Origin of the sequence: Pseudoduganella rivuli (assembly GCF_009674485.1) — a bacterium.
Taxonomy (GTDB): domain Bacteria; phylum Pseudomonadota; class Gammaproteobacteria; order Burkholderiales; family Burkholderiaceae_D; genus Rugamonas; species Rugamonas rivuli_B.
Genome location: NZ_WKJJ01000004.1, coordinates 427,345 through 443,566 on the forward strand (window position 1 = coordinate 427,345; position 16,222 = coordinate 443,566).

Sequence of the window (16,222 nt, forward strand, 5' to 3'; positions counted from 1 at the left end):
TTGGCTATGTCCCCGCAAATCGTGGAAAGTGTCCAATTGCCGCTTTAAGCAGACATTCCGGAGTATCGATGCGATGTGCATCAAGGATGCAGCGCCAGCCCAGGTAGTTCGGCAGGTAGCGCGTGGCGACGCCGTGGAAACGGTGCAGCCAGGCCCGGAAACGGCTGTGGTAGGCGTTGACGTTTTGCACATGCAGCGCGCCGCGCGTGCGCACACCGGCGCGCAGGCTGACCGCTTCATGGGTGATCCCGCTCTCGCGGGCAAAGGCGCGGTAAGCCGCGTTGGCATCGGTCACCAGCAGGATGTCGGGATCGAGCGCGGGCCGCAGGCACTGGTGCAGGGCGGTGCGGGTGAGCGCGCCGCGTCCTGTGACGAAGTCGAGCGTACGGCCATTGCGGTCGCGCGCCACCAGAATGCACACCTGCTCATGTGAAATGCCGCGCCGGCGAGCGTGTCCGCCCCGGCGGCGCGGCGGCCGGTCCAGGTGGCGTGATCCCTTCTGCGATTCCAGCAAGAACATCTCGTCGGCCTCGGCAATGCCATGCAGCAGCGGTGCGCGGTCGGTGCGCGGCAGCGTCAGGAAGCGATGGCGCCAGCGGAACGTGGTATTGCGGTGCACGCCGAGGCGGCTGGCGGCATGGCGCAGCGAGTGCGACGCCAGCATGCCGTCGAGGTAGGCCAGCCAGCGCTCCTTATAGTGGAGCCGGGCCAGCGGCGTGCCGGTCAGCGTATTGAAGGTTTTACCGCACGTGCGGCAGCGGTAGCGCTGCAGGCCGCTTTCGCGGCCGTGCCGGTACCAGCGGGTGCCGGCGCAGCGCGGACAGCACAGTTTTTCCTGCGCCGCCTGGTCCAGCAGCCGGCCCACGTGCTGCCTGGCGTCGGCCTGCCCCAGCCGGACCTGCAGCTGGGTGCATTGCCGTGAAGTCAGTAACGCCAGTTGCGCCAACAGCGATGTGAATGCCTGCGTTTCCATGATCTGTCTCCAGTCCCGGGATGATATTGCTTGGACCCGAAGCGGAAAACAAAGTTCCACGAAAGTTGCAGACAGCGCCTAGACATTTGGCATGATGCCGCGCGCCATCCGGCCGCGCTTGATCCAGGTTATGGCGGGACCCGCGCGGCTGGCGCCACACTGGAGCGCGGGCCATGGTGGCCCGGGAGTTTGCCATGCGATTCAGGATGGAGCGCCGCGCGCCGTACGCGCTGGCCGTGCAGCTGGTCTCGGCGGGAGCCGGGCTGGCGCTGTTGTTCGTACAACAATTTTCCCCCTTACCGCCCCCGGGCCCATGCGATGGGGCGGCCCAGATCGTCTATGACACCGGGCGCACCTGCCACGCGGGACTGGACGCCATGTTCCGCGCGCTGGCGGCGCCGGCGCAGCCGGGTTTCGTGCGCGCCGTCTACGTGCGCCCGGCCGACGGCCCCGTGCACGGCCCGTGGGTCGGCGCGCACCAGGCCACTTACGTCTGGCAACCCGGCACGCTGGCCGCCTACGCCGCGCCGCAGCAGGCGCAAGCCGCGCGGCGCAGCGGCGGCGGAAGGCTGCTGCCTTACGGCGATGTCGTGGAAATCACGGTGCACCTAGTCACAAAGGAGTAGCCGGCCTAGTCCTTCCTTTGCGCCCGGCCCCACGTTTTACCGATACCCAGCGCCCGCCCGGCTCCGTAGACTGAACTCATCGGCTGCTCCTGTGCATCGTGTACGGAGCGGCGTTCATTTCCAGACGCAGGCACTGCGTCGCCGAGGAGCCAGCATGAGCCATTTTTTGGATCGCCTGAATTTTTTCAGCAAGACCAGATCGACCTTTTCCGACGGCCACGGGGCGGTCGTCCATGAAGACCGCACGTGGGAAAACGCCTATCGCCAGCGCTGGCAGCACGACAAGATCGTGCGCTCCACGCACGGCGTCAACTGCACCGGCTCGTGCAGCTGGAAGGTCTATGTCAAGAACGGCCTGATCACGTGGGAAACCCAGCAGACCGACTATCCCCGCACCCGTCCCGACTTGCCCAACCACGAACCGCGCGGCTGCCCACGGGGCGCCAGCTATTCGTGGTACGTGTATTCGGCGCAGCGCGTCAAGTACCCGATGGTGCGCGGCGTGCTGATGGACATGTGGCGCGAAGCGCGCAAGACCATGGACCCGGTCGCGGCGTGGGAATACATCAGCCAGGACCAGGACCGCGCGGCGCGCTACAAGAAGGTGCGCGGCCTGGGCGGCTTCGTGCGCGCCAGCTGGGATGAAAGCTATGAAATGATCGCGGCCGCCAATGCGTACACGATCGGCAAGTATGGCCCGGACCGCGTGGTCGGCTTCTCGCCGATCCCCGCCATGTCGATGGTCAGCTACGCGGCCGGCACCCGCTACCTGTCGCTGATCGGCGGCGTGGCGCTGAGCTTTTACGACTGGTATTGCGACTTGCCGCCGGCCAGCCCGCAAATCTGGGGCGAACAGACCGACGTGCCGGAATCGGCCGACTGGTACAACTCGACGTACCTGATGGTGTGGGGATCGAACATCCCGATGACCCGCACGCCGGACGCCCACTTCTACACGGAAGTGCGCTACAAGGGCACCAAGACCGTGGCCGTGTCGTCCGATTTCGGCGAAATGGCGAAGTTCGGCGATATCTGGCTGGCGCCCAAGCAGGGCACCGACGCCGCGCTGGCGATGGCGATGGGCCACGTGATCCTGAAGGAGTACCACACGGCGGGCCAGTCGGCATACTTCCGCGACTACGCGCGCCAGTATACGGATTTCCCCATGCTGGTGCTGCTGCGCGACCACAAGGGCACGCTGGCGCCGGAATACTTCCTGCGCGCGTCGCACCTGGATGGCGCGCTCGACGAAACCAACAATCCGGACTGGAAAACCCTGGTGATCGATGAACCGAGCGGGCGCATCGTGGCGCCGGCCGGCTCGATCGGCTTCCGCTGGGGCGAAGAGGGCAAGTGGAACCTGGAACAGAAGGAGGGCGGCAACGGCGCCGCCGTCACGCCGCTGCTGTCGCTGAAGGACAACTGCGACGACGTGGTTCCGGTCGGGTTCCCTTACTTCGGCGGCAAGGACGCCGCCGACCTGTTGCTGCGCAACGTGCCGGTCAGGCGCCTGACCCTGGCCGATGGCAGCACCGCGCTGGTGGCCACCGTGTTCGACCTGACGATGGCCAATTACGGCGTGGACCGTGGGCTGGGTGGCGGCAACGTGGCCGCCAGCTATGACGACGACGTGCCTTACACCCCCGCTTGGCAGCAAAAGCATACCGGCGTCAAGGCCGCCGACGTGGTGGCCGTGGCGCGCCAGTTCGCGGAAAACGCGGATAAGACCCGCGGCAAGAGCATGGTGATCGTCGGCGCGGCGCTGAACCACTGGTATCACATGGACATGACGTACCGGGGCATCATCAACATGCTGATGATGTGCGGCTGCATCGGCCAGTCCGGCGGCGGCTGGTGCCATTACGTGGGCCAGGAAAAGCTGCGCCCGCAAACGGGCTGGACGCCGCTGGCCTTCGCCCAGGACTGGAACCGGCCGATGCGCCAGATGAACGGCACGTCGTTCTTCTATGCGCACACCAGCCAGTGGCGCCATGAAAAACTGCACACGGCAGAGATCGCGTCTCCGCTGGCCGGCAACGACGTCGCGCCGATGAGCCTGCTGGACTACAACGCCAAGGCTGAACGCCTGGGCTGGCTGCCGTCCGCGCCCCAGTTGCAGACCAACCCGCTGGCCGTCACGCGCGCCGCCGCCGCCGTCGAAATGGACCCGGCGGCCTACGCGGTCAAGCAATTGAAGGACGGCAAGCTGCAGATGTCGTGCGACGATCCGGACAATCCTGCCAACTTCCCGCGCAACATGTTCGTCTGGCGTTCCAACATCCTGGGCAGTTCCGGCAAGGGCCACGAATACTTCCTGAAATACCTGCTGGGCACGCAGAACGCCCTGATGAGCGATGAATCGGAATGCATCAAGCCGCGCGACGTCAAGGTGCGCCCGGCCGCCGAAGGCAAGCTGGACTTGCTGGTGGTGCTGGACTTCCGCATGTCGACCACCTGCCTGTACGGCGACATCGTGCTGCCGACCGCCACGTGGTATGAAAAGGATGACTTGAACACGTCCGACATGCACCCGTTCATCCACCCGCTGTCGGAAGCCGTGCAGCCGCTGTGGCAATCGCGCTCGGACTGGGAAATCTACAAGGGCCTGGCGAAGAAATTCTCGGAAATCGGCGGCGCCCACCTGGGTGTGCAGAAAGACCTGGTGCTGACGCCGCTGATGCACGACACCCCCGGCGAACTGGGCCAGCCGTTCGACCCGAAAGACTGGCGCAAGGGCGAGTGCGAGCCGGTTCCCGGCAAGACCATGCCGGCCATGACGGTGGTGGAGCGCGATTACCGCCAGATTTACCGCAAGTTCACGTCGGTGGGCCCGCTGCTGGAATCGCTGGGCAATGGCGGCAAGGGCATCGGCTGGAAGACCGGCCACGAAGTGGAGGTGTTGCGCGGCATTAACCGTACGGTGCGGGAAGAAGGCATCGCCCATGGCCAGCCGCGGCTGGAAACGGCCATCGACGCGGCGGAAATGATCCTGTCGCTGGCGCCGGAAACCAATGGCCACGTGGCGGTCAAGGCGTGGGAAGCGCTGTCGAAGATCACGGGCCGCGACCATACGCACCTGGCACTGCCGCGCGAGCACGACAGCATCCGTTTCCGCGACGTGCAGGCGCAGCCCCGCAAGATCATTTCGTCGCCGACCTGGTCCGGACTGGAGTCGGAAGAAGTCAGCTACACGGCTTGCTACACCAACGTCCATGAACTGATCCCATGGCGCACGCTGACGGGCCGCCAGCAGTTTTACCAGGACCACCGCTGGATGCGCGATTTCGGCGAGGGACTGTGCGTGTACAAGCCGGCCATCGATACCCGCACCACCGCCGCCATGCTGGGCGCGAAACCGAACGGCAACAAGGAAATTGCGCTGAACTTCATCACACCGCACCAGAAGTGGGGCATCCACTCCACGTATTCGGACAACCTGCGCATGCTGACCCTGTCGCGCGGCGGTCCCCATGTGTGGCTGTCGGAAACCGACGCGAAGGCGGCCGGCATCGTCGACAACGACTGGATCGAAGTGTTCAACGTCAACGGCACGCTGACGGCGCGGGCGGTGGTCAGCCAGCGCGTGCCGGCCGGCATGACGTTGATGTACCACGCCCAGGAAAAAATCATCAACGTGCCGGGCGCGGAAATGTCGGGCAAGCGGGGCGGCATCCACAACTCGGTGACGCGCGCCGTCACCAAGCCGACCCACATGATCGGCGGCTATGCGCAACTGTCGTGGGGCTTCAACTATTACGGCACGGTGGGTTCGAACCGCGATGAATTCGTGCTGGTGCGCAAAATGAACAACGTCGAGTGGCTGGAAGGCCGTTTGCCCGCAACCCATGGGAGCAATGTATGAAAATCAGAGCGCAGATCGGTATGGTGCTGAACCTGGACAAGTGTATCGGCTGCCACACCTGTTCGGTCACCTGCAAGAACGTGTGGACCAGCCGCGACGGCGTCGAATACGCGTGGTTCAACAATGTCGAGACCAAGCCCGGCATCGGCTATCCGAAGCAGTGGGAAAACCAGGAAAAATGGAATGGCGGCTGGCGCCGCAACAGCGCCGGCAAGATCGAGCCGCGCCAGGGCAGCCGCCTGAAAATCCTGGCCAATATCTTCGCCAACCCGAATTTGCCGCAGATCGACGAGTACTACGAACCGTTCACCTACGACTACGAGCGCCTGCAGCATGCGCCCCTGTCGGAAACGCCGCCGACCGCCCGGCCGATTTCGGTGTTGACCGGCAAGAAGATGGACAAGATCGAGTGGGGCCCGAACTGGGAAGACGACCTGGGTGGCGAATTCGCCCAGCGCAGCCAGGACGCGCTGTTCGACAACATGCAGAAAGAGATGTACGGCACGTTTGAAAACACGTTCATGATGTATTTGCCGCGCCTGTGCGAGCATTGCCTGAACCCGGCCTGTGTCGCCTCGTGCCCGTCCGGCTCCGTGTACAAGCGCGAAGACGACGGCATCGTGCTGGTCGACCAGGACAAGTGCCGCGGCTGGCGCATGTGCATCTCCGGTTGCCCGTACAAGAAGATTTACTACAACTGGAGCACGGGCAAGGCGGAAAAGTGCACGTTCTGCTACCCCCGCATCGAAGCGGGCCAGCCGACCGTGTGTTCGGAAACCTGCGTGGGCCGCATCCGCTACCTGGGCGTGCTGCTGTATGACGCCGACCGCATCGAGGAAGCGGCGTCGGTGGCCGACGAGCGCGACCTGTATCCGTCGCAGCTGGGGCTGTTCCTCAATCCGCATGATCCGGAAGTCATCGCCGAAGCGCGCCGCCAGGGTATTCCCGAAGCGTGGCTGGACGCCGCCGTGAAGTCGCCCGTGTACAAGATGGCGATGGAATGGAAAGTGGCGTTCCCGCTGCACCCGGAATACCGCACGCTGCCGATGGTGTGGTACATCCCGCCGCTGTCGCCGATCCAGGCCGCCGCCGAAGCGGGCAAGCTGGGCAAAAACGGCATCCTGCCGGATACGGCCAGCCTGCGCATTCCCGTGCAATACCTGGCCAACCTGCTGACGGCCGGCGACACGGCCCCCGTGCTCAAGGCGCTGGACCGCATGCTGGCCATGCGCGCCTACATGCGGGGCAAGAGCGTGGACAAGACGGAAAACCTGGAAGTGCTGAAGCAGGTGGGACTGGACAAGGCCATGGTGGAAGACATGTACCACATCATGGCGATCGCGAACTACGAAGACCGTTTCGTGATCCCCAGCAGCCACAAGGAAATGGCGGAAGACAGTTTCAATGACAAGGGCAGTTGCGGCTTCAGCTTCGGCAACGGCTGTTCGGACGGCATCAGCGACGCGAGCCTGTTTGGCAAGAAAAAACAGGGTTCGGTGATCTTCGTGCAGATGCCGAAATCGCGCCGGAAAAAACAAATGGAGGAGGTATGAAAGCCTTTCGCATCCTGTCGGCGCTGCTGCAATACCCGGAACAGGAACTGGTGGACGCACTGCCGGAGCTGCGGGACGTTCTGGCGCGGCAAAACGCCGCGTGGAACGAACGGCTGGCAGGCCTGTTTGCCCACCTGGCCGGCACCCCGCTGATCACGCTGCAGCAGGAGTATGTGGCCACGTTCGACCGCAATCCGGCCCATTCGCTGCACCTGTTCGAGCATATCCACGGCGAATCGCGCGACCGTGGCCAGGCCATGGTGGACTTGCTGGCGGAATACCGCAAGCACGGCCTGGACATGGTGGGCAACGATTTGCCGGATTACGTTCCGCTGTTCCTGGAATTCCTCGCGCAGCTCGACGAGGCCCACGCCTTGCCGCTGCTGGCGGACGCGGTGCACGTGCTGGCCCACGTGGGCCGCAAGCTGCGCTCGGACGGCAGCGTGTATGCGCCGGTGTTCGAATTGCTGGAACAGGCCAGCCCGGTGGCGGCGGAAACCCTGTCGGAACCGCCGGTGCGCGACATGGACGAAGCACTGGAAACCTTCGGCCCCGGCGCCGATGGCGCGGAACCGCTGCTCAATACCAGTACGGGCCAGCAAACCATCAAGTTTTACCCGCGTCCCTCGCCAGCCGTGGCGGGCGCGGAATTTGAGTCTATGGGCGCCGGGCCTTCAGGGCGGACATCCACGGTTGAATCAATGGGTGCCGCGCCTTCAGGCCGGACATCCACGGTTGAGTCAATGGGTGCCGGGCCTTCAGGCCGGACATCCACGGTTGAAAAAATGGGTGCCGGGCCTTCAGGCCGGGCATCCACACTTTAGGAGGGAGATCATGAGCTACCTGCATCAATTCATATTCGGCATTTATCCCTACATCGCGCTGGCGATATTCCTGCTGGGCAGCCTGGTGCGGTTCGACCGGGAACAATACAGCTGGAAGTCCGAGTCCAGCCAGTTCCTGCACCGGGGCGTGCTGCGCCTGGGCAGTCCGCTGTTCCACATTGGCGTGCTGGGCCTGTTCTTTGGCCACATGGTGGGCTTGCTGACCCCGGTGGCGGTATGGGACGCGCTGGGCGTCACGCACGGCGCCAAACAAGTCTTCGCCATGGCCGCGGGCGGCGTCATGGGCACGCTGTGCCTGGCAGGCATCCTGCTGCTGCTGGCACGCCGCTTTGCCAGCGACCGGCTGCGCGGCGTCACCACGCTGAAAGACAAGGTCGTGCTGCTGTGGTTGCTCGCCACGCTGGTGCTGGGCCTGTCGTCGATCTTCGTGTCGGCTTCGCACACGGATGGTCACATGATGGTGCTGTTGATGACGTGGGCGCAGCACGTGCTGACGTTCCGGGGCGACGCCGCGACCTTCATCGTGGAGGCGCCGCTGGTGTTCAAGCTGCACCTGTTCATGGGCATGTCCCTGTTCGTGCTGTTCCCGTTCACCCGCCTGGTGCACGTGTGGAGCGGTTTCGGCGCGGTGGGCTACCTGGGCCGCGCCTTCCAGCTGGTACGTACGCGTTAAGTTAAATCCCGGGTGCCGGGCCTTCAGGCCGGGCATCCGCATCTTGCAGGGTGCCGGGCTTTCAGGCCGGGCATCCGCATCTTTACAGGGTGCCGGGCTTTCCGGCCGGGCATCCGCATCCTGGAGATTAGCCATGGGACTGTCCGTCAACGGCGTCGATATCACGGACGCCGCCATCGAAGCCGAATTGCCGCACCATGCGCAGTCCGGCAACCCGCTGAAACAGGCCGTGCACGAACTGGTGCTGCGCCAGCTGCTGTTGCAGGAAGCACAACGCCTGGACGTGCCCGGCGCGGATGCCGAAGCGCGCATCGAGGCGCTGCTGGCGGCGGAAATATCGGTGCCGGCGCCCGACGAAGCGGCTTGCCGCCGCTATTACCAGCAACAGATCGCCCGCTTCACCAGCGGCGAGCTGGCGGAAGTGCGGCACATCCTGTTCCAGGTGACGCCGTCCGTGCCGCTGGCGCTGCTGCGGGGGACCGGTGAAGCCATCCTCGCCGAGCTGCGCCAGCATCCGGATCGCTTTGCCGAGCTGGCGCGCACGTATTCGAATTGCCCGTCAGGCGCCGTCGGCGGCAGCCTGGGCCAGATAGCGCGCGGCCAGTGCGTGCCGGAATTCGAGCAGACAGTGTTCCGCATGCGGGCCGGCGAACTGGGTACGCGCTTGCTGGAAACCCGCTTTGGCTTGCATATCGTACAAGTGGTGCGTCGCCTGGAAGGCCAGGCCGTGCCATTTGAAGCAGTGCAGGCGCAGGTGGCCGCCGCGTTGCAGCGCCAGTCCTGGCAGCGTGCGCTGCACCAGTACCTGCGCATCCTGGCCGGCCGCGCCAGGATTGAAGGCGTGGAACTGGAAGGGGCGGCCACGCCGCTGGTGCAGTAAGACGTGGGGTTTCCCCGGCCCCGCCTAGTCATTTCGGCTTAGTCCGCCTACACCGTCGGATGCAGTGGCAACCGGCGCCTGCGCCGCTACAATCGGCGTTAACCAAGCACAATGCAGAAAACAAGGAGCACCCCATGCTGAGCGACCGTTACGGACGCACCATCGATTACCTGCGGGTATCGGTGACGGATCGCTGCGACTTGCGCTGCACCTATTGCATGCCGAAGGATTTCCGCGGCTTCGAAGATCCGCCCGACTGGCTGACGTTCGATGAAATCACGCGCGTGGTGGCGGCGTTCGCGCGGTTGGGCACGCGACGCATCCGCCTGACGGGTGGCGAACCATTGACGCGGGGGCGCTTGCCGGAACTGGCGGCCGGCCTGTCGGCGTTGCCCGGCATCGCCGATTTGTCGCTGTCGACCAACGGCACGCGTCTGGCGCGCCATGCGCGCGCGCTGCGCGAAGCGGGGGTGACCCGCCTGAATGTCAGCCTGGATTCGCTGGACCGCGACGCCATGGCGTGCATCACGGGGCGCGACTGCCTGCCCGCCATCCTGTCCGGGCTGGAAGCGGCCGCCGACGCGGGCTTCGATCCCATCAAGATCAACATGGTGGCCATGCGGGGCGTGAACGACAGCCAGATCGATGCGATGGCGGCATTCTGCATCGAACGGGGCTACATGCTGCGGCTGATCGAAGTCATGCCAATGGGCGCGACCGGCCAGGATGCGTCGTACCTGGACCTGGGACCGGTACAGCGCCGCCTGCAGGTGAAATACGGGTTGCGGCCGCAGGCGGCGGAACTGGGCGGCGGCCCGGCGCGCTATTGGTCGACGGCGGACGGCGGCGCCAGCATCGGCTTCATTACACCGCTGTCGCAGCATTTTTGCGCCACCTGCAACCGCGTGCGGCTGTCGGTCGATGGCACGCTGTACATGTGCCTGGGCCAGGAACAGACTTATCCGCTGCGTCCGCTGCTCAGGGCTGGCGCCACGGACGCCGAACTGGAGCAGGCGATCCGCGCGGCGATCGAATTGAAGCCGCGCGAACACGATTTCAACCGGCGGCCGGACAAGATCATCCGTTTTATGTCGCAGACAGGGGGCTGACCCCTAGTATACTGGCCGGGTAACCGCCACAGGAGAAAATCATGGCACATTACCCGCTACCCCACGTCCCGCGCGCGGTCCCCTCGCTGCATCGGCTGCCATCGTGAGCGGCCCGCTGTTCCCAGCCTGGCAAAAACTGTCGACCCGCATCGTCGGCGTGCTGGCCGGCTTCCTGTGCATTGCCATGTCGGCCATTGGCTGCACGCTGCTGTTGTCCTGGCAACTCGAAGGGAGCGCTGCCGCCATCAACGTGGCGGGCAGCCTGCGCATGAACAGCTACCGCCTGGGCATGCAGCTGGCGGCGGACGGTCCCGGCCTGCCGGCGGCGGCCGCGTCGCAGTTGCGCGCGCAACTGGTGCAGATGGACGCCATCCTGACCCAATTGAGCAGGGGCGATCCGCGCCGGCCCGTGTTCCTGCCGCCATCGGCGGACATCCGCGCGGAATTCGACCGCGTGGCGCTGACGTGGCGCCAGAAGGTCGCGCCCCGGGTCCTGGGTTTGCTGGACGCGCAGGCGCCGGCAGGCGCCGTGCGGGTGCGCGCGCTGCAGGGCGATATCGAAGCCTTTGTGCGCGAGGCGGACCAGCTGGTCAACCTGATCGAGCGGGACAGCGAACAACGGACTTTCTGGCTGCGCAGTTCGCAGCTGATGCTGCTGGCGCTGGCGCTGGTGGGCACGGTCAGCGTGATTTACCTGTTCTTCAACATGATCGTGGCGCCCGTTGAACGGCTGCGGGCCGGCATGGGCAGGATGCGCGAACGCGACTTCGAAGTGCGGCTGCCGGTCGAGAGCAAGGATGAGTTCGGCCAGCTGGCGCACGGCTTCAACCAGATGGCGGACCGCCTGCAAGGCTTGTATGCCGGGCTGAAACAGCTGGTCAGCAACAAGACCGCCGCGCTGGAAGAACAAAACCGGGAACTGGCGCTGCTGTACGACAGCGCCGCGTTTGTCCAGCAGCAGCAATCGGCGGAAAGCCTGTGCGACGGCTTCCTGCAGCGCCTGTGCGACTATTTCAAGGCCGATGGCGGCTCGGTGCGGGTGCTCGACCCGGTGCGCGGCAATTTGCACATGCTGGTGCACCGTGGCCTGTCGGAAGACATGGTGGACGGCGAGCACTGCATCAAGGTGGGCGAATGCCTGTGCGGCGAAGCGGTGCAAAAGAAAGTATCGGTGGTGCACGACATGCGCCACATGGCGCAGCGCGACCAGTTGCGCTGCCACCGGGAAGGCTATGCCACCGTGTCCGTGTTCCACATCCATGCGCAGGGCCAGCACCTGGGGTTTTTCAACCTGCATTTCCGTACGCCGGTCACGTTCAACGCCGCGCAGCGGGCCCTGCTCGATACGCTGGGGCAGTTGCTGGGCACCGCGATTGAAAACCAGCGGCTTGCGGCCCGCGAGCGTGAAATGGCCGTTTCCGAAGAGCGCAACCTGGTGGCGCAGGGGCTGCATGACAGCATTGCGCAGGGCTTGAATTTCCTGAACCTGCAAGTGCAGATGCTGGAACAGTCGGTGCGCGGCGGGCAGGCGGCCGAAGTGGAAGCCATCGTGCCGGCGCTGCGGGCGGGCGTGGCGGAAAGTTACCAGGACGTGCGTGAACTGTTGAATAACTTCCGTACCCGCCTGCCGGACGGTAATATGGCGGCCTCGCTGAAGGAGACGGTGGAGAAATTCCAGCGCCAGTCCGGCATCCCGGTGCGGCTGGAAGCCGATACGGACGGCGCGCCTTTCCCCCGCGAGCAACAGTTGCAATTGCTGTTTATCGCGCAGGAGGCGCTGTCCAACATCCGCAAGCACGCACATGCCACCCAGGTGACGGTGCGCCTGCATGACCGCCAGGATTTCGAACTCAGTATCGAAGACGATGGCGTTGGTTTCGATCCCGCCGCGCTGCAGTCCCAGGGCGACGGCCACGTCGGCCTGCACATCATGCGGGAGCGGGCGCAGCGCATCGATGCGCAACTGAGCGTGGATTCGCGGCCTGGCGGCGGCACCCGGGTGGCCCTGCGCGTCCCGCGCGCCGTACGGCGCGCGGCGTAATTAACTGGAAAGGATGGCAATGGAACAGGAACCGATCAGCGTGCTGCTGGTGGATGACCACACGCTGTTTCGCAGCGGCGTGCGTTCGCTGCTGCAGCGGCACCCGGAATTTTCCGTGGTGGGCGAAGCGGCCGACGGCGTCGAAGGCATCAAGCGCGCGCAGCAGTTGCAGCCACAAGTGGTGCTGCTGGACTTGAACATGCCGGGCATGTCCGGCCTGGAAACCCTGCAACTGATGCTGCAGGATTGCCCTGACAGCGCGATCGTCATGCTGACGGTGTCGGAAGATGCGCAAGACCTGGCGGCGGCGCTGCGCGCGGGCGCGTCAGGCTACCTGTTGAAAAATATCGACACCGATGCGCTGGTGCGGTCGATCCGGCGCGCGGCGGAAGGCCAGACCGTGGTGGCGGAAGCCATGACGGCCAAGCTGGTGGCGCAATTGCAGGGCGGGGCGCAGGGCGCGGCCAGCGTGTCCGACCTCGACAAGCTGACGCCGCGCGAGCGCGACGTGATCGGCGCCCTGGCCCGGGGCGAAAGCAACAAGATCATTGCGCGCAACCTGGACCTGTCGGAAAGCACGGTGAAAATCCACGTGCAGAATGTGCTGAAAAAACTCAAGCTCAACAGCCGCGTCCAGGCGGCCGTGTTTGCCGTCGAACACGGCATTTCCGGCAGCGAGCGCTGAGCGCCGCGCTGCCGCGTTTCCCCCGTCAACCGCAGCAACCGCCGCAGCAGCCGCCCGATGTGCCGGCCTGCTGCGCGGGATACCCCGCGCGCGCCAGGCTGCCCGCCAGCAATTGCGGTGTCGTGTGCCGTTCGTCGTATTGCACGGTGGCCAGGCAATTCAGCAGCGATACCCGCACGTCGCCCACACCGCTGATGCCGCCCAGCACGGTGGCCACCAGGTCGGCACAGCCTTCGCTCGTCATGCCATCAATTTTCAGGATTGCGTTTTGCATTTTCTGACTCCGTCGTGTGTGAAAGTAGGAATGCTTGCCAGCGTATGCGAACCCGGGCGTGGTCGCCATGGGTTTCCCAGGTGCGACGGGAGAATTTTTGATTTTCTTGACTAAGATCATCTAATCGAGGAACTGAACTTTGCATGGTTTGTGCAGGCGCAGAGAATGGGATTTTTAAGGACCGTTCACATGAACCTCTTGCACATCGATGAACCGCTGGGGCGGCCCGCGGCGGCCACGTTCTGGCAGCACCCGCTCTGGCGCCTGGGCTTCCGTCCCTTTTACCTGGCGACGGCGCTGTTTGCGGCGCTGGCCATTCCCCTGTGGATCGCCAGCCTCCATGGCTGGCCCGGCGTGGCGCAGGCTTCCCTGCATATCGGGCCGTTATGGCACATGCATGAAATGGTGTTCGGCATGGCCAGCGCCGTCATTATTGGTTTCCTGTACACGGCAGGCCGCAACTGGACCGGCTTGTGGACGCCGGTGCGGGCGCACCTGGCGGCGCTGGTGGCGCTATGGGCGGCGGGCCGCATCGCCATGCTGTGCGCGCCGCCCGTGATCGCGGCGGCGGCGGACTGGCTGTTCCTGCCACTGGCCGCATGGCCGCTGGCGGGCGTGCTGCGCAAGTCCGGCAACCGCCGCAACTATTTCCTGGTGGGCTTGCTGGCGCTGATGGCGCTGGCCAATGGCGCATTCCATGCCGGCGCCGCCGGCTGGCTGGCGCTGGACCCGGTGCACGCGATCCAGTCCGCCATCCTGGTGGTGGCGCTGATGATGGCGGCCATCGGCACCCGCATCATTCCCATGTTTACCCGCAACGGCGTGCCCGGCTGCCAGCCCGTCGTGTCGGTGCGGCTGGACCGCGCGTCGCTGGCGCTGCTGGCGCTCAGCGCTGCGGCGTGGGCGCTGCGTGCGCCGGGTGCGCTGTTCGGGCCGCTGGCCATCGGCGCCGGCGTGCTGGTGCTGCTGCGGGTGCTGCTGTGGAAGCCGTACAAGACGCTGCGCCATCCGCTGGTGTGGATACTGCACCTGTCGTATGCGTGGATCGGCGCGGGCATGGTGCTGCTGGCGGCTGCCAGCGCGGGATTGCTGCCATCCAGCGCCGGGTTCCACGCGCTCGCTGTCGGCGCCATGGCGGGGCTGGTGGTTGGCATGATGACACGCACGGCGCTGGGCCATACGGGCCGGATGTTGCGGGCGGGGCGCGCGGAAACGGCGATGTTCGTCCTGATCCAGCTGGGCGCGTTCAGCCGCGTGGCGGCCGCGCTATGGCCCGGCCCCGGCGCGGTGTTGCTGGTGGCCAGCGCGGCCTGCTGGAGCGTGGCGTTTGCCCTGTATGTGCTGGTGTACCTGCCATACCTGGCTGGCGCGAGGATCGATGGCAAGGAGGGGTAATCATGGAACATGCGGAACTGGAAGCGCCGGTGGCGGATGCCGGCAGCATCGCGTTGTTTGCCGAGGTGCACGATGCGGTCCTGGACCAGGTGGCCGGGCTGCTGCAACTGTCGGGCGAGCCGCTGCGGGCCGCGATGGCGGATTTGCTGGACGACCTGGAGCAGGATTTTATTGCGGAAGAACGCATGCTGGCAGCGCTGCACTGCGCGTCCGCTCCGGGACACATCGCGGAACACGGCAATTTGCTGGCGCGGCTGGCCATGGCTGCCGATGCGGGCACGGAAGTTTGCCACCACGCGCTGCGCGCGTTGCCGGCGTGGTTCCGAAACCATCTCGACCACTGGGATGCGTTACTGGCCCATGACCTGGGACACGCTGGCAGGTGACTGCAAGCCAGGCGCAGCTGGCGGGAATCGCTGCGCCACAGCGTTTCCCCCCCAGGAAAAAGCCCGCGGCTGGCGCGGGCGGAATCCATCGCGTGGATGACAGGAAGAAAACGTCGTCGGGACGGGGGCTTGCCGCTTAACCGCGCCAGATGCGCAATCCGTAGCTGCCGTCAGGCTGCCACCCGCCATCGCGGCGGTAATCGAACTCCTGCAATATGCGCGCCAGCGGCGGCAAGTCCTCGTCCATGCGAACCTGGATTACGCCGCCGTCCGGCATCAACTCCAGCGCTTCCAGGATCGACAGCAGCGGTTCCGGCGCCGGCAGGCCGGTCACGTCGACGACGGTGGTGTTGGGGGAGATTGCGGCTTGCATGGTTGGCTCCAGTTGTTGCGGTTGGCATTGATCTGGAGTAATTGTCCCATTGGCGCGAGTTCCACTTCTTTGATGCAAGTCAAAAGTTCCAAATGTGGCCATGCTGCGCTTGCAAAAAAAAAGGTTCTTCACGGATTGCCGGGAAACGCTGCTTTGATCTTCAGGAAGAAGAATTCCGAGTCGCGATAGCCATAGGCCATCCGTTTCATTACCTTTATCTTGTTGTTGATGCCCTCGAGCTGGCCGGTATGCATCGGCCAGCGCATTCGGGCAAGGATACCTTTCCAGTACAACGCAAGTTTTCGGGCAAACCGGATCAGTGGCTCTATAGCGCTGCTCATTGCCATGGCTTGCCAGTTACGCCAAGCTGCCCGCCAATGCCAAGGATTGGTTGGCTGCCAGAGTTCCTTCAAGCTCGCCTTCATGACGTAGACCGTCATGAGTGCCTGGTTTGCCTCCAGTAGTTCAGCCAATTTCGGTGCTTGATCTGATGGCACATTAGCTGGGTTGCGCAGCAACATCCAACGAGCCCGCTTTACATACTGGC

At 64.9% G+C, this 16,222-nt stretch carries 15 protein-coding genes; 11 read left to right on the top strand and 4 right to left on the bottom strand.

Going from position 1 to position 16,222, the window contains the following annotated elements; genetic code table 11:
* Positions 1-4: 4 nt before the first annotated feature.
* A complete protein-coding gene (locus GJ700_RS08810; RefSeq protein WP_154372702.1) occupies positions 5-973 on the bottom strand; it encodes an IS1595 family transposase in 969 nt (322 codons plus the stop codon).
* A 194-nt stretch (positions 974-1,167) separates the two neighbouring features.
* On the opposite strand from GJ700_RS08810, the gene GJ700_RS08815 reads away from it, so the two are divergent.
* The 9 genes from GJ700_RS08815 to GJ700_RS08855 all read left to right on the top strand — a co-directional run bounded on the left by GJ700_RS08815 (position 1,168) and on the right by GJ700_RS08855 (position 13,247).
* Entirely contained in the window at positions 1,168-1,599 is a 432-nt protein-coding gene (locus tag GJ700_RS08815) for a hypothetical protein (protein WP_154372704.1), read from the top strand.
* A 154-nt stretch (positions 1,600-1,753) separates the two neighbouring features.
* Positions 1,754-5,461: a nitrate reductase subunit alpha gene (locus tag GJ700_RS08820; RefSeq protein WP_154372706.1), complete on the top strand. Its 3,708-nt coding sequence runs from the start codon at positions 1,754-1,756 to the stop codon at positions 5,459-5,461.
* On the top strand, positions 5,458-7,014 hold the full coding sequence (narH, locus tag GJ700_RS08825; RefSeq protein ID WP_154372708.1) for a nitrate reductase subunit beta: 1,557 nt from the start codon (positions 5,458-5,460) through the stop codon (positions 7,012-7,014). Before GJ700_RS08820 ends, narH begins: the two co-directional genes overlap by 4 nt.
* Positions 7,011-7,838: a nitrate reductase molybdenum cofactor assembly chaperone gene (narJ, locus tag GJ700_RS08830; RefSeq protein ID WP_154372710.1), complete on the top strand. Its 828-nt coding sequence runs from the start codon at positions 7,011-7,013 to the stop codon at positions 7,836-7,838. The genes narH and narJ overlap by 4 nt, the downstream gene beginning before the upstream one ends.
* Positions 7,839-7,848: 10 nt before the next feature.
* Positions 7,849-8,532 (top strand): respiratory nitrate reductase subunit gamma, encoded by a 684-nt coding sequence (gene narI / locus GJ700_RS08835; protein WP_154372712.1) that lies wholly within the window; start codon positions 7,849-7,851, stop codon positions 8,530-8,532.
* Between the two features lie 133 nt (positions 8,533-8,665).
* Entirely contained in the window at positions 8,666-9,412 is a 747-nt protein-coding gene (locus tag GJ700_RS08840; protein ID WP_154372714.1) for a peptidylprolyl isomerase, read from the top strand.
* A 134-nt stretch (positions 9,413-9,546) separates the two neighbouring features.
* A complete protein-coding gene (gene moaA / locus GJ700_RS08845) occupies positions 9,547-10,521 on the top strand; it encodes a GTP 3',8-cyclase MoaA (protein ID WP_154372716.1) in 975 nt (324 codons plus the stop codon).
* A gap of 103 nt (positions 10,522-10,624) precedes the next feature.
* A complete protein-coding gene (locus GJ700_RS08850) occupies positions 10,625-12,562 on the top strand; it encodes a type IV pili methyl-accepting chemotaxis transducer N-terminal domain-containing protein (RefSeq protein ID WP_371867885.1) in 1,938 nt (645 codons plus the stop codon).
* Between the two features lie 13 nt (positions 12,563-12,575).
* Positions 12,576-13,247: a response regulator gene (locus GJ700_RS08855; protein WP_195763833.1), complete on the top strand. Its 672-nt coding sequence runs from the start codon at positions 12,576-12,578 to the stop codon at positions 13,245-13,247.
* Positions 13,248-13,272: 25 nt separating this feature from the next.
* On the opposite strand, the gene GJ700_RS08860 is transcribed toward GJ700_RS08855, so the two are convergent.
* Positions 13,273-13,521: a heavy-metal-associated domain-containing protein gene (locus GJ700_RS08860; RefSeq protein ID WP_195763834.1), complete on the bottom strand. Its 249-nt coding sequence runs from the start codon at positions 13,519-13,521 to the stop codon at positions 13,273-13,275.
* A gap of 189 nt (positions 13,522-13,710) precedes the next feature.
* On the opposite strand from GJ700_RS08860, the gene GJ700_RS08865 reads away from it, so the two are divergent.
* Complete coding sequence (locus GJ700_RS08865) at positions 13,711-14,916, top strand: NnrS family protein (protein ID WP_154372722.1); 1,206 nt, start codon at positions 13,711-13,713, stop codon at positions 14,914-14,916.
* 2 nt (positions 14,917-14,918) lie between these two features.
* The gene (locus GJ700_RS08870; protein ID WP_154372724.1) at positions 14,919-15,302 is read left to right on the top strand and encodes a hemerythrin domain-containing protein; all 384 of its coding nucleotides are present in this window, start codon (positions 14,919-14,921) and stop codon (positions 15,300-15,302) included.
* A 136-nt stretch (positions 15,303-15,438) separates the two neighbouring features.
* Here GJ700_RS08870 and GJ700_RS08875 read toward each other — a convergent pair whose 3' ends face one another.
* Together GJ700_RS08875 and GJ700_RS08880 are read right to left on the bottom strand one after the other, a co-directional pair.
* On the bottom strand, positions 15,439-15,675 hold the full coding sequence (locus GJ700_RS08875; RefSeq protein WP_195763835.1) for a sulfurtransferase TusA family protein: 237 nt from the start codon (positions 15,673-15,675) through the stop codon (positions 15,439-15,441).
* A gap of 128 nt (positions 15,676-15,803) precedes the next feature.
* On the bottom strand, positions 15,804-16,222 hold a 419-nt coding region (locus GJ700_RS08880), incomplete at its 5' end, for a transposase (protein WP_195763836.1).

Bases quoted from the DNA above. Each gene is read 5' to 3' on its own strand.
- narH (WP_154372708.1), top strand. From the start codon at position 5,458: ATGAAAATCAGAGCGCAGATCGGTATGGTGCTGAACCTGGACAAGTGT.
- GJ700_RS08855 (WP_195763833.1), top strand. From the start codon at position 12,576: ATGGCAATGGAACAGGAACCGATCAGCGTGCTGCTGGTGGATGACCAC.
- GJ700_RS08860 (WP_195763834.1), bottom strand. From the start codon at position 13,521: ATGCAAAACGCAATCCTGAAAATTGATGGCATGACGAGCGAAGGCTGT.
- GJ700_RS08815 (WP_154372704.1), top strand. From the start codon at position 1,168: ATGCGATTCAGGATGGAGCGCCGCGCGCCGTACGCGCTGGCCGTGCAG.
- GJ700_RS08820 (WP_154372706.1), top strand. From the start codon at position 1,754: ATGAGCCATTTTTTGGATCGCCTGAATTTTTTCAGCAAGACCAGATCG.
- narJ (WP_154372710.1), top strand. From the start codon at position 7,011: ATGAAAGCCTTTCGCATCCTGTCGGCGCTGCTGCAATACCCGGAACAG.
- GJ700_RS08840 (WP_154372714.1), top strand. From the start codon at position 8,666: ATGGGACTGTCCGTCAACGGCGTCGATATCACGGACGCCGCCATCGAA.
- moaA (WP_154372716.1), top strand. From the start codon at position 9,547: ATGCTGAGCGACCGTTACGGACGCACCATCGATTACCTGCGGGTATCG.
- GJ700_RS08810 (WP_154372702.1), bottom strand. From the start codon at position 973: ATGGAAACGCAGGCATTCACATCGCTGTTGGCGCAACTGGCGTTACTG.
- narI (WP_154372712.1), top strand. From the start codon at position 7,849: ATGAGCTACCTGCATCAATTCATATTCGGCATTTATCCCTACATCGCG.
- GJ700_RS08875 (WP_195763835.1), bottom strand. From the start codon at position 15,675: ATGCAAGCCGCAATCTCCCCCAACACCACCGTCGTCGACGTGACCGGC.
- GJ700_RS08865 (WP_154372722.1), top strand. From the start codon at position 13,711: ATGAACCTCTTGCACATCGATGAACCGCTGGGGCGGCCCGCGGCGGCC.
- GJ700_RS08870 (WP_154372724.1), top strand. From the start codon at position 14,919: ATGGAACATGCGGAACTGGAAGCGCCGGTGGCGGATGCCGGCAGCATC.